At 40.5% G+C, this 14,525-nt stretch carries 13 protein-coding genes (1 of these 13 only partly in view); all 13 read left to right on the top strand.

Annotated elements, in window-relative coordinates:
- The first annotated feature begins 1 nt into the window (after position 1).
- Positions 2-853 (top strand): phage tail family protein, encoded by an 852-nt coding sequence (locus H2684_RS00420; RefSeq protein WP_182087405.1) that lies wholly within the window; start codon positions 2-4, stop codon positions 851-853.
- Between the two features lie 2 nt (positions 854-855).
- Positions 856-2,772, top strand: a complete 1,917-nt coding sequence (locus tag H2684_RS00415) for a siphovirus ReqiPepy6 Gp37-like family protein (protein ID WP_182087404.1) — start codon at positions 856-858, stop codon at positions 2,770-2,772.
- A 17-nt stretch (positions 2,773-2,789) separates the two neighbouring features.
- The gene (locus tag H2684_RS00410; protein WP_106024194.1) at positions 2,790-3,293 is read left to right on the top strand and encodes a hypothetical protein; all 504 of its coding nucleotides are present in this window, start codon (positions 2,790-2,792) and stop codon (positions 3,291-3,293) included.
- An 11-nt stretch (positions 3,294-3,304) separates the two neighbouring features.
- A complete protein-coding gene (locus H2684_RS00405) occupies positions 3,305-5,776 on the top strand; it encodes a hypothetical protein (RefSeq protein ID WP_182087403.1) in 2,472 nt (823 codons plus the stop codon).
- Positions 5,777-5,860: 84 nt separating this feature from the next.
- A complete protein-coding gene (locus tag H2684_RS00400; RefSeq protein ID WP_182087402.1) occupies positions 5,861-6,301 on the top strand; it encodes a phage holin family protein in 441 nt (146 codons plus the stop codon).
- The gene (locus tag H2684_RS00395) at positions 6,298-7,692 is read left to right on the top strand and encodes a hypothetical protein (RefSeq protein ID WP_182087401.1); all 1,395 of its coding nucleotides are present in this window, start codon (positions 6,298-6,300) and stop codon (positions 7,690-7,692) included. Before H2684_RS00400 ends, H2684_RS00395 begins: the two co-directional genes overlap by 4 nt.
- A gap of 17 nt (positions 7,693-7,709) precedes the next feature.
- Positions 7,710-8,411: an N-acetylmuramoyl-L-alanine amidase gene (locus tag H2684_RS00390; protein WP_182087400.1), complete on the top strand. Its 702-nt coding sequence runs from the start codon at positions 7,710-7,712 to the stop codon at positions 8,409-8,411.
- Positions 8,412-8,634: 223 nt separating this feature from the next.
- Positions 8,635-8,844, top strand: a complete 210-nt coding sequence (locus tag H2684_RS00385) for a DUF1974 domain-containing protein (protein ID WP_165000833.1) — start codon at positions 8,635-8,637, stop codon at positions 8,842-8,844.
- Between the two features lie 61 nt (positions 8,845-8,905).
- Positions 8,906-10,465 (top strand): recombinase family protein, encoded by a 1,560-nt coding sequence (locus H2684_RS00380; protein ID WP_182087399.1) that lies wholly within the window; start codon positions 8,906-8,908, stop codon positions 10,463-10,465.
- Between the two features lie 4 nt (positions 10,466-10,469).
- Positions 10,470-10,898, top strand: a complete 429-nt coding sequence (locus tag H2684_RS00375) for a recombinase family protein (RefSeq protein ID WP_182087398.1) — start codon at positions 10,470-10,472, stop codon at positions 10,896-10,898.
- On the top strand, positions 10,888-12,459 hold the full coding sequence (locus H2684_RS00370; protein ID WP_182087397.1) for a recombinase family protein: 1,572 nt from the start codon (positions 10,888-10,890) through the stop codon (positions 12,457-12,459). The genes H2684_RS00375 and H2684_RS00370 overlap by 11 nt, the downstream gene beginning before the upstream one ends.
- Positions 12,460-12,775: 316 nt before the next feature.
- On the top strand, positions 12,776-13,150 hold the full coding sequence (locus H2684_RS00365; RefSeq protein ID WP_005584884.1) for a metalloregulator ArsR/SmtB family transcription factor: 375 nt from the start codon (positions 12,776-12,778) through the stop codon (positions 13,148-13,150).
- A 13-nt stretch (positions 13,151-13,163) separates the two neighbouring features.
- A protein-coding gene (locus H2684_RS00360) for a heavy metal translocating P-type ATPase (RefSeq protein WP_182087396.1) crosses the window boundary here: on the top strand, positions 13,164-14,525 show its 5' portion. 1,236 nt of this gene lie beyond the right edge of the window; 1,362 of the gene's 2,598 nt are visible here — the first part of the coding sequence; the start codon lies at positions 13,164-13,166; its stop codon lies off the right edge, out of view.

Here is a 14,525-nt window from a genome sequence, read left to right as displayed (position 1 = left end):
AGTGGAACTTACTTATATTAACTCAAGCGGTGAGAGTATCACCCTAAAACAAAGCCGCCCGTATTTTCTTACCAAGATAGACGGAACAGGCAACATACGCCAGACCGTTAATACATTTAAGGCACCGGATCAAGACGGTGCTTTTTATATTTCCTCCACACTGGATATGCGTAATATCACGCTAGAAGGTACGGTCGTAGCGGATTATCTTGACGAGGCTTATGTACGGAGACAGAGATTTCTTAAGATATTTACTCCAAAAATGCGAGGGACTCTTTTGTATCGTGGACGGCAAATTGCTTGTGTGGTAGAGGAAGCAGGTTTTACTGTTTCTACTAGGCAACGCATACCAAACTTCTTTGTAAGTTTACTATGTCCATCCCCTTTCTTCGAAACATTAGATGAGGTGAGAGAGGAACTGGCATCATGGATACCTCTGTTTGAGTTTGAACTGGAATTACCAGTAAGTGGTATGGAGTTTGGAATGCGCCAACCGAGTCAAATCATCACAGTAGAAAACATTGGAGATGTATCTTGTGGATGCGAAATCGTATTTCGAGCACTGGGTACGGTTACCAACCCTGAACTACTAAACATAGACACGGGAGAATATATCCGCCTTCTCACTACAATGAGTGCTGGTGATGAACTTCGTGTGTATACCCATTTCGCTGGTAAGCGTGTGGTTCAGGTTGTAGGGTCAACGGTTACAAATGCTTTTTCACTATTGGACACCAATTCAACGTTTTTTCAGCTTGCTGCAGGTACTAACACACTGCGCTATGACGCTTCAGTTAATATGGAACTGTTGGAGGTCAGTATTTACTTTCGTCCACAATTTCTGGGGGTGTGAGTATGGAACTATATATCTTTAATACAAACCGGGAGCTTGTGGGCATCGTGGAATCTTTCGAATATCTTCGATGGACACGGCGTTATTCTCAGTGTGGTTCATTTGAATTAAAAGCCATAGCCACACAAGAGAATGCCGAACTTCTAAAAGAAGGAAATATCATTTGGAAGAACGATGATGAAGAAGCTGGGATTATTGAGCATCTTTCCTTGTCTCAGACGGATCAGGAATTTATTACGGTAAGTGGTCGCTTTGCCACGTCCTTTCTTGCTAGACGCATTGTATGGCAAACGGAGAAATTGTCCGGTGACATTTCTGATTGTGTGGAGCAACTTATAGAAAATAACCTTATCAAACCTTCTGATGTAGCAAGAAAGATCAGCGGTATATCCTTTTCATCTCCAAGCCTGGATATACCCATTAGCACCCAAATTTCATACCGCAACTTGATGGACGCAGTGACGGAACTATGTGAAGTTTCGGAGGTTGGTATCAAGACTATTTTTACTCCTGAAACAGGGGTTTTTACAATAATGCTGTATAAGGGGACTGAATCACAGGCAGTGTTCTCTAAGGAGTATGAGAACCTAACTGAGCAGGTTTATACAGTAAGTGCAGCAGATTTTGCTAACACCGCTCTTGTTGGTGGGGAGGGCGAAGGTGCAGGGCGGACATTTGTAGCAATTACAAGTGGATCAGGAGAATCTCGACATGAGATTTTTGTGGATGCTAAAGACCTACGGGCAGAAGATTTTGGAGTGGATTATATCAATACGCTGATTTTTCGTGGGCAGAGCAAGCTAAATGAGCAAGTAATACGTTATTCATTTGATACATCAGTTAACCCACATGGCAACCTGACTTATAAGGTAGACTTTGACCTTGGGCAGGTTGTTAAGGTTATTTCCAAAGCATGGGGTGTATCTATGACAACACGAATCGCTGAAGTGGAGGAGACATATGACGCGGACGGTCAAAGCATCAGTGTAGTATTCGGAAAGAGCGAGCTAACAATAGCTCAAAAAATTCGCTCTGATATGAGTGAGATTAAAACTGCATTATCTGCCCCAACTGGCATCTCTGATATTGCAGAAGCGTTAGGCAATGTGTCAGAAACACTTGGAGATATTCATGACCTTGACCCCAATATCCAAGGAGATACTGTTACCGATAGTATCAACAATCTGTTTGGGAAACTGCCCTCACTTGAGGTAATTGTTGGAGAAGGAGCTATATCGATCGGTCAGTATGCCCTGCACCATATGAGCCCTGGAGATGCCTTTTACTTCACCTCGTGGAGCGGCAACAAATTCAGTGATCAGCCAAGTGATGACGGGCATGTCTTTCTGGTAAAGCATAGCGGGGATAACACGGGAAACGGATATCAGCGGGCAATGGGATTTTTTATATCTCGCAACACCATGACGTTTTATGTGATATCTGTTTTTGTGTTTAACAATCCGTCTGGTGAAGCGAACTGGTTAAATATTAATAACGATCCAATAACTACAGCACGGATTGCAAATGGAGCGGTCACTGGTACAAAGATTGCAGAACGAACGATTACAGCAACTAAAATCTCCTCTGCGTTTACTGATTACTCTATGACAGAACAAAACACAGGGCGTCTATGGATAGATGGTAAGGCAATATATCGAAAAGTAGTAAACCTCGGCTCCCTTCCCAACGCTACTCCTGGGAGTGTAGCCCATGGCATAGCAAACCTAAGTACAGTTGTTAGTTTATCCGGCTTTGCAACAAATGGCACCACCTTCTTGCCACTACCGCTTGCACGGTATAACAACTTTGCTTCACAAATCGGTCTCTATGTGGATAAAACAAATGTCGTTGTTGAACCTGGTATTGACCGGACAGATTATACGGGCTACGTGGTTATCGAGTATACGAAAACCATCTAGGAAGGAGGAATTTTTGTATGGAGAAAAGCGGATTTTTCAATTCATCCGATGGAGATAGAGTCTATGATGCCACGGATTTTGCAGCATACTTTGGAAGTCTTGTTTCAAACGGGATATTTTATAAAACAGCTACAAATCTGCAGGTATCACCAGGGATGGGATTGGCAGTAAGCGTGGCGGCTGGAAGTGCGTGGATTAATGGATATAGATATGAGAATACAGATGCGTTAAATATGCCTCTCACTACAGCGCACGGTAGCAATCCACGCATTGACCGGATTGTTGTTCGCTTAAGCCAAATCAGCAGGAATATTCAGCTTGCAGTTGTTACAGGGACTCCAGCTGCTACACCAGTGGCCCCAGACTTAACAAGAACCAGCGATGTATATGAACTCGGTATTGCAGACGTTCTTGTACCTGCTGCAGCTACATCAATAGCAGCAAATAACATTACTGATACCAGATTAAACACCAGCCTTTGTGGGTTAGTGAACTCATTGGTATCGGCGGTTTACGAGTGAGGTGAATTTCTATGGCAACCTATCAAGCGATAAATGCTTGTACATGGCGTAATGGCAGTTGGATTGCGGGTGTAACCGACTACGTTCGACAAGGGGTTTATGCCCCAGCCAATAATTATGAGAATGTTGGTGCCATGTTATTTGACCTTACAAGTATTCGAAATACCTATGCAAACTATTATCCTACCTCTGCCAGTATTCGTCTTGTTAGGATAGCTGCAGGTGATTGGGGTTCAGCCAGAACGATAACACTATATGCTGGAAATGCATATGGTTTGCCATCTCCTAGTTCGGGTACCAGCATATCCGGGAGTAGACCTACGAAAGTTACTTCTGGATATAGCTATACTGTTTCTGCCGGACAGGGTACAAAGGATATCGCAATTTCCACCGCACTCATTGATTCCATCGGTAGTGGAGCTAGTAATTGTTTATTCATGGATGCTGGCTCCAGCACACTAAACTATATGGGATTTCGAGCCAGAGATGATTTAAGCCAGATAGTGTTAACCATTAACTGGGCAATAAGAACCACAGCTTGTAGTGCTCCGACATCCTGTTCATTGAGTGCAACCCTCTCGGAGGACAATGTTACATTATCATGGAGTGGTGCTTCCGGTGGTACAAATAATGCCATCTCCTCCTACGAGATACAGTATAGTGATTCTGCTGACAATTTGAATTGGGGATCGTGGACAGCACTAACTACAGTAACCACCACGGCCACTAGTGGCAGCTTGTCAGTTGCACCACCATCAACACGGGGTAATTATCGTAGGTTTCGGGTGCGAACTCGGGGGGCAGCAGGAGCAAGTTATTATTCAGGCTGGAGAGTATCGTCGAACTCTGTTCGCAGAAACACAGTTCCTAGCCCACCAACTACAGTGACTGCTACTCCAATCAATTATAGTGATGAAACAATCACGCTTACTTGGAGCGGTGCTTCTGGAAGTACGAGTGCAATCAAGGGATACCAGATTGCCAGTAGAACATCTACGGATAACAGCACATGGAGTCCATGGAACGTTCTAACCATATTGGCCTTATCGGCCAGTGGAGGTAGTTATAATCCTAACGTGTCACGAGTTCCAGGAACATATACTCAATTTGGTGTATGGACGATAGATAATCTCGATGTCTATTCCTCGGAAAAAATCAGTAATAGCATTTACTGTGATATCACGGCTTGTGGAGCACCGACTGCTTGCTCGGTAAGTTCAACTTTAGCTGAAGGAAATGTTACTCTTTCGTGGAGTGGTGCATCCAGTGGAGCAGGCAACACCATCACATCCTATGAGATTCAATATAGTGACTCGGCAGATAACAGCACATGGGGAGCATGGACAGCATTAACAATAGCGGTTACCTCAACAACAAGTGGCAGCGTAGTTGTTAGCCCACCGACAACTCGCGGTTATTACCGTAGGTTTAGAGTTAGGACACGTGGCACGGCTGGAGAGAGTTTTTATTCTGACTGGACTATATCTAGCAACACTGTCCGCAGAAATACACTGCCCATTCCGCCTACTTCTTTCACTGCTACTCCTCCAATATATGAGACGAATACAGTAACTCTTATGTGGAGCGGAACGATACCGGGAACCAGTGCCATCAAGCAATATGTTATTCAACAAGCTACATCAGCAGACGGTATAAATTGGTCGGTATATGAAGCATTGACTACTATTATTTCAAGTGCTACTTCAGGTACCCATCAGGTAAATGCTTCCCCGGTACCTGGAATGTATACCCGCTATCGAATAAGCGTAACAGATACACTTGATGCAGTTTCAAGCCATGTGGTTAGTAACACGGTAAAGAAAAACAGTCCGCCTGCTGCTCCGATCATCGTCAGTCCTATGACCGGAAAGTCTACTTATAACACTACACCACGCTTTATGATTACTACAGGCACTGAACCAGACGGTCAGACACAGATTGTGGAAGTAAAGATTGATTCAGATGAGTGGGTTAATAGTGTGGATAATCCTGAGAGATTTTCTACGAGTGGCTATCTGGGAAATGGTGTTAGTACGGTGTACCAAGCGGAACCGCTTGCAGTAGGAAACCATACTGTAACCTTCCGCTGTCTTGATAGTGATATTGAGTCGGCAAGCACAGAAGTTGTCAGGACATTTACTATATTACCGCCACCTTTTGAAACGATTACTGCAAATGAGACTGTTGTAAAGGCAGCACATATTCAGACGCTTCGAACCGCTTTAAATATAGTGCTAAGTTATTACAACTTATCCCCTGTAATTTGGAGTGAAGAGATTATTGCGGGAAGAACAACAGTTAAAAAATGGCCATTTCACATTACTGAAATCCGAAAGGCTATTGATACTATCATTACAGTGGTTAATGGTTTTGACTCTTCTGCAGCATTTGATATACCACCTGTGACATGGCTCCCTATTGGAACAGGGCGTCCAAAGGCGGATGTGATGCAACAAATCCACGATCTTATACTGATGCTGTAAGGTGTGTGATACGGCAACAGCACTCTTGTATTTTACAGGGGTGCTTTTTTAAATACACAAATTAATGTAATGGAGGTGTTTACAGTGAAAGAGATTTGGAATTGGATACAGTTAGCTTTTGCGGCTGTTGGTGCTTTTCTTGGATGGTTTCTCGGCGGGTTTGACGGATTTCTATATACACTGGTCACTTTTGTAGCTATTGATTATCTGACAGGAGTCCTTTGTGCGATTACAGATAAAAAGCTGTCCAGCGAAATTGGTGCCAAGGGAATTTTCAAAAAGGTGCTCATCTTTGTAATGGTAGGTATCGCTCATATTCTTGATACACAAATTTTGGGGAGTGCAGGATACGATGGCAGCGCTTTGCGAACAGCGGTAATCTTTTTCTACCTAAGTAACGAGGGTGTATCCATTTTGGAGAATGCAGGTCATATTGGGCTACCCATCCCAGAAAAACTAAAGGCGGTTCTTAAGCAACTACATGGTCATGATGAGGAACCTCCTAAGCCAGGTGATGAAATATGATTGACTTAACAAAAGCGGTAACGGTATTCATTGGTCGACGCGGTGAACACAATTACCGAAATATTGAGTTTGATGTATCAAGCCTACTGGAAGATAACTACCCAAGTGCCTCCTTAAATGCGATTTACAAAAGGCCTGATGGGGTTGCATATCCGGTAGTCACGAACTACGCTGATGGTGTCCTTACATGGCAGCCCAATGCAACGGACACATCATTTGTTGGTGTTGGTCGGCTTGAAATAAGGGTTACTTATGGTGATGTGGTTGGAAAGAGCGCAAGAATACTAACCATAGTCGAGGATGCTCTTGTGGATGGAATTGCTGAACCACCAGAACCTCCAGCACAGGAATGGTTAAATAAAGTGCTTTCAGCTTTAGCTGAACTGGATATTGATGAAATAAATAATCTGCTCAACCTCACTTACAATCTATTAAACAACAACTATGATTTGCTAAATACAACACACAATTTGGTTGAGGATACCCGCGAAAATTTATATAGGCGGACAGGTATTCTACTAAACCATTTGCATCCAATAGAAACAGCTAGTGCACCGGATATGATTAGCCGGAGGGCAGCCATCACATTTAGCAATATAGCAAATGGAAACAATGTAGTGATTGGCATGATAACATATACCTTCGTTACAGCTTTGGGTAGTCCAGCTGCAAATAATGTGCAGGTTCTAATTCAAGACACCCTTCGTAATACAGTTAAGACACTTGCTAGAGCTATAAGGGGCATTGATGACGAAATGAATATTGCCTATGGAATTGGGACTGATCCAAATCCAATTTGTACAGCTTACTGGACAAGTCAAAGGTTTTCCATAGGTAGTACTACCGTTGAGGCAGGTGAGAGCCTTTTTCTACTTGAAAGAGCAGAAAATGTGACTTCCGTAATACCTCTCTCATCCACAGCAACGGCTATTATTAGTGACTTCACCCGTTCGGCCTATTCAAGATATATTTTGTCGGGTAATGTCTCGGGTTCAGGCGGTGCAAACAGTGTCCGTGGTCCTTTGCACACGATATTACCTATTAATAGTGTGGTTATTGGCGGTCAGGGCGTAGAATTGTATACGACGGCTTATGATTGCCATTTGATAACTCTTTGTCGTCAATCGGATACTAGTGAAAAGGAACTGGACTTGTATATTTCTAATGATGAGGAGACGTTCACCAGAATTCAACGGAGCACACCTGTCGGATCGAATACTTCAGCAGAATCCTTGCACATTCATATTCAAATGCGGCAGGCCAGAGTTCCAGCCGGTTATGGACTGTATATCTGTATGGGAAGTGATGGAACATCATCAAATGCTTATTGTGATTTAAAGTTTACCTATCACCTGTACCCTGTCCATCTTACACCTGAGCCAAATGATTAAATGTTGAGGTGATTATAATGAAATTATACAAACTAATACTTACGAACAATGCCTGTTACAAAGCAGGCAAAACAATAAAACCGAAGGGTATAATGGTTCATTCAACAGGGGCTAACAACCCATGGTTGAAGAGATATGTTGGTCCAGATGATGGTTTGCTCGGAAAGAACCAATACAATAATCATTGGAATCAGGATAAACCCGGAGGTCGTCAAGTTTGCGTCCATGCTTTTATTGGTAAATTAGCAGATGGCTCCATTGCCACCTATCAAACATTGCCTTGGAATCATCGTGGTTGGCATGCTGGAGGGGATGCGAATAATACCCATATAGGTTTTGAAATTTGCGAGGACGGTCTAACCGATGCCTCGTATTTTTCTGCTGTTTATAAGGAAGCAGTGGAGCTTTGTGTATATCTTTGCAAACTCTATGGACTTAGTGATAAGGATATCCTCTGTCATAGTGAAGGCTATAAGCAAGGTATAGCCAGTAACCATGCGGATGTAATGCACTGGTTTCCTAAGCATGGCAAGACCATGGATACCTTTAGAGCGGACGTTAAGAAACTTCTAAACGAAGAAGAAAAATCAGCAGAACCAGTGCAAAAGAAATACTACCGTGTACAAATAGGTGCATACACTGTCAAAGCAAATGCTGAGGCACAGCTTGCCAAAGCTAAAAAGGCAGGATTTACGGATGCATTTATTAAGTATGATTAATCAAAGGGAGCGAGTAAAAAAGCAATTATGCTTTAGCTTTACAGAGTTTCCCTAAAAATATTAACTATTAGATGTATATAGCCTGTGGGGGTTATTCCCTTGCAGGCTCTTTTTTTTATGCTCTGATTTAATTTAATTTTTACAAATCCTCAACTTCGACCTGTTCCCGCGGCTATTAGGTAGGAGGTGATTCTACATGAATCAGCATGAGGATAAAAAAGTTATGAAGATCTCAGATGGGGTTATAGACAAAAGCATCCAATTAAAGAAAATGTCACAGGAGCAGCTACAGCGTGAGTTTGATTATATTCAAGCAGAGAAATTACTTAGAAAGATGCTCCAAAAAGGTTTAATAACGGAAGCAGAATTCAACAAGATAGAGGCACTTAATCGCCAATCTTTCTCTCCTTTTTTAGCAGAGATAATGCCCTGAATTCGTTGATATATAAGGGTTTCAGAGGTAATATGTGACCTACCAAGAAGGAGGTGAGGCGATGAAAAAGATAACGAAAATAGAAGGAAATAAGGTTGCATCGATTATCAAACCTAAACTAAGAGTGGCCGCATACTGTCGTGTTTCTACGGGTAGTGATGAACAGTTAGTAAGTCTACAAGCACAAAAATCCCATTATGAGACTTACATAAAGGCAAACCCAGAATGGGAGTATGTTGGCTTGTATTATGATGAGGGAATTAGTGGCACTAAAAAAGAAAACCGAACGGAACTTCTCAGGATGCTGTCAGATTGTGAAAATAAGAAGATCGACTTAATTATTACAAAGTCCATTAGTAGGTTTGCAAGAAACACTACGGATTGTTTGGAGATGGTTCGTAAACTGTTGGACCTTGGGATTTATATCTACTTTGAGAAAGAGAATATCAATACCCAATCAATGGAAAGTGAACTGATGCTTACTATATTAAGCGGGCTTGCAGAAAGTGAGTCAATCTCCATTTCGGAAAATAACAAGTGGGCAATTCAAAGGAGATTTCAGAACGGAACTTTTAAGATTTCTTACCCACCATATGGCTATGACAACATTGATGGACAAATGGTGGTAAACCCTGAGCAAGTAGAAATTGTGAAGTATATTTTCGCAGAAGTACTATCAGGCAAGGGTACACAGAAAATAGCAGATGATCTTAATCAAAAGGGTATCCCCTCCAAAAGAGGTGGTCGTTGGACCGCTACAACAATTCGAGGAATTCTAAAAAATGAGAAATATACCGGGGATGTTATACTGCAAAAAACCTATACAGATTCCCGTTTTAATAAGCGCACCAATTATGGTGAGAAAAACAGATATTTAATAGAAAATCACCATGAGGCAATTATCAGCCATGAAGTGTTTGAAGCAGTAGAGGCTGCCTTAAATCAAAGGGCAAAAGAAAAGGGAATAGAAAAGCGTAATGATAAGTACCAAAATCGGTATTCTTTCTCCGGAAAAATTATTTGCTCGGAATGTGGTAGCACCTTTAAAAGACGAATTCATTCGTCCGGCACAAGAAAATATGTAGCCTGGTGTTGTAGTAAACACTTAAAGCAGATAACAGAATGTTCCATGCAGTTTATTCGAGATGAGGATATAAAGACGGCCTTTGTTACTATGATTAACAAGCTGATTTTCGGTAGAAAACTTATTCTACAACCACTATTAGATGCTTTGCGTGGAATGAGCAACTCTGATAACCTTTCAAGAATTCAGGAATTAGAGAAGCAAATTGAAAAAAATGCAGAACAGAGAGAACTGCTTGTAAAGCTTATGGCAAAGGGTTATCTAGAACCTGCCCTTTTTAACAGAGAAAACAATGAACTGAAAATGGAAGCAGATAATTATATGGGGCAAAAAGAAGCTTTAATTCATGCTTTAAATGGAGAATTATCAAAGGTGCAGGAAGTCAGTAACTTAATAAAGTTTACGAATAAGGCTGAAATGATAAATACCTTTAACGAGCAAATTTTCAATGATCATATTGAAAAAATTATCGTTTACTCAAGGGTAGAGATAGGTTTCGTTCTGAAATGTGGAATCACACTAAGGGAAAGGATGTGAGAAAATGGCGCACATGCCTTATGGCTATAGGATAGAGAATGGAATAGCAGTTATCGATGAAGAAAAAGCTGAAAAAGTAAGGAAATTGTATAAGGGCTACTTATCAGGCCTTTCCTTAACGGTCGCTGCAAAGACTGCTGGAATAGATGCTTATCATGGAACTGCTGGAAGGATGCTAAGAAATGAGCGTTATCTTGGTGATGATTATTACCCTGCCATCATTGATAAAGAAACCTACGAAAAAGCAGAAGCAGAGAGGGTAAAGAGAGCGAAAAAGCTAGGCAGAATCTTTGAACCCAAGAAAGAAGATGAACCTACTATTTTTAAGAAGTTTACCATAGGACAAGTAATTCAGAAGTATACAAATCCTTTTACACAAGCGGAATATGTATACAGCTTAATAGAAAGTGAGGTGCAGCAAGATGGCAGTTAATAAAAATGTAATGATTATACCTGCAATTAAACGTGTAGGCAACAGCCGAAAAGAAGATGAAACACCAAAACTTCGGGTCGCTGCTTATTGCCGAGTTTCTACAGATAGTGATGAGCAGGCTAGTAGTTACGAAGTGCAGATTGAACACTATACAGAGTTTATCAAGAAGAATTCAGAGTGGGAATTTGCAGGGATCTTTGCTGATGATGGTATCAGCGGCACAAATACAAAAAATCGCGACGAATTTAATCGAATGATTGATGAGTGTATGGCTGGGAAAATTGATATGGTTATTACCAAATCAATAAGCCGATTTGCTAGAAATACCTTGGACTGTCTACAATACATCAGAAAACTTAAAGATAAAAATGTTGCGGTATATTTTGAGAAAGAAAATATCAATACACTGGATGCCAAAGGTGAAATTATGCTTACCATTATGGCATCCTTAGTGCAACAAGAGAGCCAGTCACTAAGCCAGAATGTAAAGCTTGGTTACCAATACCGATACCAACAGGGAGAGGTAATGGTCAATTGTTCTAGGTTTTTAGGATATACCAAAGATGAAAATAAGCGATTAGTAATTGTGCCGGAGGAAGCTGAAATTGTTAAAAGGATTTACCGAGAGTATCTTGAAGGCTCCAGTATGGATAAAATCAAAAAAGGACTTGAAACTGATGGCATACTTACGGGAGCGGGGAAAAAAAGGTGGCATACCAGTACTATAAGGAAAATATTAAGCAATGAAAAATACATTGGTGATGCATTGCTCCAAAAAACTTATACGGTAGATTTTCTTACAAAAAAGAGGGTTGTGAATAACGGAATCGTACCTCAGTATTATGTAGAGAATAACCATGAAGCCATTATCCCGCGTGAAATTTTCATGCAGGTACAAGAAGAGTTAGTTCGTAGAAGTAGAGGACATATAAGTACTAGTGGAAAGAAAAGAAACTTTAGTTCAAATCATGTATTTTCGCAAATTATCTTCTGTGGTGAGTGTGGCGAAATATACCGTAGAGTTCATTGGAATAATCGAGGTAAAAAATCGATTGTTTGGAGATGCGTCAGTAGACTTGAGAATACAGGGTTAACTTGTCATTCCCGAACCGTGCTGGAGGATATGATAGGTATTGCTACGGTAGAGGCAATTAATAAACTAATAGGGCAAAAGGATGGCTTTTTAACTATCTTAAAGGAAAATATAGAAACAGTGATAAGTGAAACGGGCAATAATGTTGTTTCCGAGATAGATAAAAAGCTAGAGGAATTACAAAAAGACCTTTTGAGACTGGCCAATTCCAAAGAGGATTATAACGATATAGCCGATGAGATTTACAGGCTCAGAGAGGAAAGACATAAGGCTTTAGCAGAAGAAGCTGGCAAAAAAGGCTCCAAGCAAAGACTAGAAGATATGGAAAAGTTCCTAAATGAACAATCCACCCTCCTTGAGGAGTATGATGAGCAACTAGTAAGGAGACTTATAGAGAAAATAACGGTCTATGATGATAAACTAACTATTGAATTTAAATCTGGTGTAGAAATTGATATAGAAAAATAAAACGAATTTGACCGCCGATTGAGGAGAAATACTTCTTGATGGGCGGTTCTTTTCTATTTATACTTGGGGATAATCTAATAAGTGAACTCGTTTCAGCAAGCTGAAACATCGGGGAATCAGATGGAGAGTCTACTCCACCTGATTAAAACCCACCTACGCTGCGCTTAGAGGTGGCGGTCTTGACCGTAAAGCTAAAAGATAAACACACTTGAACAATTACTCATATGTTTTTATTGACAAACGGAGAATTGAGGTTTATAATATATATGAAAGCTTATTCAAGTGTTCAATTGAATGATAAAGAGGTGATATAAATATGGCAAAAAAAATTCAACCAATTGAAAGATGCGACTGTGATGTAATACATGAGGAAATTGTAAATAAAGTGCGAGAAAAAATGCCTCAAGAAGAAACTCTATATGATCTAGCAGAACTATTTAAAGTTTTTGGAGATTCAACAAGAATTAAGATACTCTGGGCATTAGATGAATCAGAGATGTGCGTTTGCGATATTGCATTCTTATTAAATATGACCCAATCAGCAATTTCACATCAGCTAAGAGTCTTAAAGCAGGCTGAACTAGTAAAGAGCAGAAGAGAAGGAAAGATTGTATTCTACTCTCTTGAAGATGAACATGTAAAGCAAATATTTGACCAGGGATTAATTCATATTTCAGAAGAAAGTAAGTAAAGGAGGGTCAGTAATGTTAAAGAAGGAAGTAATTTTAGAAGGTTTAGATTGCGCAAATTGTGCAGCTAAAATTGAAGATGAGGTTAATAAATTAAATGGAGTCAAAGCCTATATGAACTTCATGAACAAGACATTGACTTTAGAAACTGAATCAGAGCAAGAGTATAAGAATACATTACAGCAAGTTAAAACCATAGTGCACAAGCACGAACCGGATGTGGTAGTGAAAGAAAAATCCGTTAACAAGAGCAATAAAAAAGTATTAATACTTGAAGGACTTGACTGTGCGAATTGTGCTGCAAAGATTGAAGCTCAAACACAAAGCCTTGAAGGAGTAAATAGTGCGACCGTTGATTTTGTATCTAAGAAGCTGACAATTGAAGCGGTCGATAAAAAGGAATTTGGTAAAATTCTTGGAGAAGTAACATCCATTGTAAATAAACTTGAGCCGGATGTTAAAATAGTTGATGCAGAGAAGAAAAAGGTGAACAAAAGCATAGTAATGCTTGAAGGACTTGGCTGCGCGAATTGTGCAGCTAAAATGGAAAAAGAAATAAGCGGTCTAGAAGGAGTTGAATTTGCTGCAGTAGATTTTGTTTCGAAGAAACTAACACTGGAAATAAGTCCGAAAGTCAACCGCTCTGAGTTAAATGAGAAGATTGAAGGCATAGTAAAGAAAATAGAGCCAGATGTAAAGGTCATTTTTGAGGAGAATAACTCCAAGACCAAAATAAACGAAAATAACGAAGAGGAAGAAGAAGGTGTCAACAAAAAAGAAATCATAAGACTTGTGGTCGGTGGAGCAATATTTGCCGTGGGAATCATCTTTAATTTCCAAAATTGGCTTGAGCTTACCTTGTTTATTATTAGTTATATCATAGTTGGTGGAGAGGTTGTCTTAAGAGCAATAAAAGGTATTGCCCGCGGTCAGGTATTCAGTGAGCATTTTTTGATGAGTATTGCTACCATTGGTGCTTTCTTCGTTGGAGAGTATCCAGAAGGTGTAGCAGTTATGCTGTTCTATCTGGTAGGTGAATTGTTTCAGGATATAGCTGTAGGTCACTCCAGAAAATCAATAAGTGCTTTGATGGATATTCGTCCTGACTATGCAAATCTTAAAGTTGGCGATGAGATCAGGAAAGTATCTCCTGAAGAGGTAAACATAGGTGACATCATTATTGTTAAGCCAGGAGAAAAAGTTCCCCTCGATGGCAAGGTTATAGAAGGAAACTCAATGGTTGACACTGCAGCGTTAACAGGGGAATCTGTTCCTCGTGAACTCGAGCCAGGAAACGATGCATTGAGCGGATTCATTAATAAAAATGGCGTTTTGACAATAGAGGTAACAAAGGATTTTGGTGATTCAACTGTATCT

Source organism: Clostridium sp. cel8 (genome assembly GCF_014050525.1).
GTDB lineage: Bacteria > Bacillota > Clostridia > Clostridiales > Clostridiaceae > Clostridium_B.
The sequence above is the reverse complement of the archived record's forward strand: the minus strand, read 5'-3'. Positions and strand labels throughout refer to the sequence as shown.

Excerpts from the sequence above, each read along its gene's own strand:
- H2684_RS00385 (WP_165000833.1), top strand. The coding sequence starts at position 8,635 with ATGAAGATCTCAGATGGGGTTATAGACAAAAGCATCCAATTAAAGAAA.
- H2684_RS00380 (WP_182087399.1), top strand. The coding sequence starts at position 8,906 with ATGAAAAAGATAACGAAAATAGAAGGAAATAAGGTTGCATCGATTATC.
- H2684_RS00395 (WP_182087401.1), top strand. The coding sequence starts at position 6,298 with ATGATTGACTTAACAAAAGCGGTAACGGTATTCATTGGTCGACGCGGT.
- H2684_RS00410 (WP_106024194.1), top strand. The coding sequence starts at position 2,790 with ATGGAGAAAAGCGGATTTTTCAATTCATCCGATGGAGATAGAGTCTAT.
- H2684_RS00365 (WP_005584884.1), top strand. The coding sequence starts at position 12,776 with ATGGCAAAAAAAATTCAACCAATTGAAAGATGCGACTGTGATGTAATA.
- H2684_RS00370 (WP_182087397.1), top strand. The coding sequence starts at position 10,888 with ATGGCAGTTAATAAAAATGTAATGATTATACCTGCAATTAAACGTGTA.
- H2684_RS00375 (WP_182087398.1), top strand. The coding sequence starts at position 10,470 with ATGGCGCACATGCCTTATGGCTATAGGATAGAGAATGGAATAGCAGTT.
- H2684_RS00415 (WP_182087404.1), top strand. The coding sequence starts at position 856 with ATGGAACTATATATCTTTAATACAAACCGGGAGCTTGTGGGCATCGTG.
- H2684_RS00405 (WP_182087403.1), top strand. The coding sequence starts at position 3,305 with ATGGCAACCTATCAAGCGATAAATGCTTGTACATGGCGTAATGGCAGT.
- H2684_RS00390 (WP_182087400.1), top strand. The coding sequence starts at position 7,710 with ATGAAATTATACAAACTAATACTTACGAACAATGCCTGTTACAAAGCA.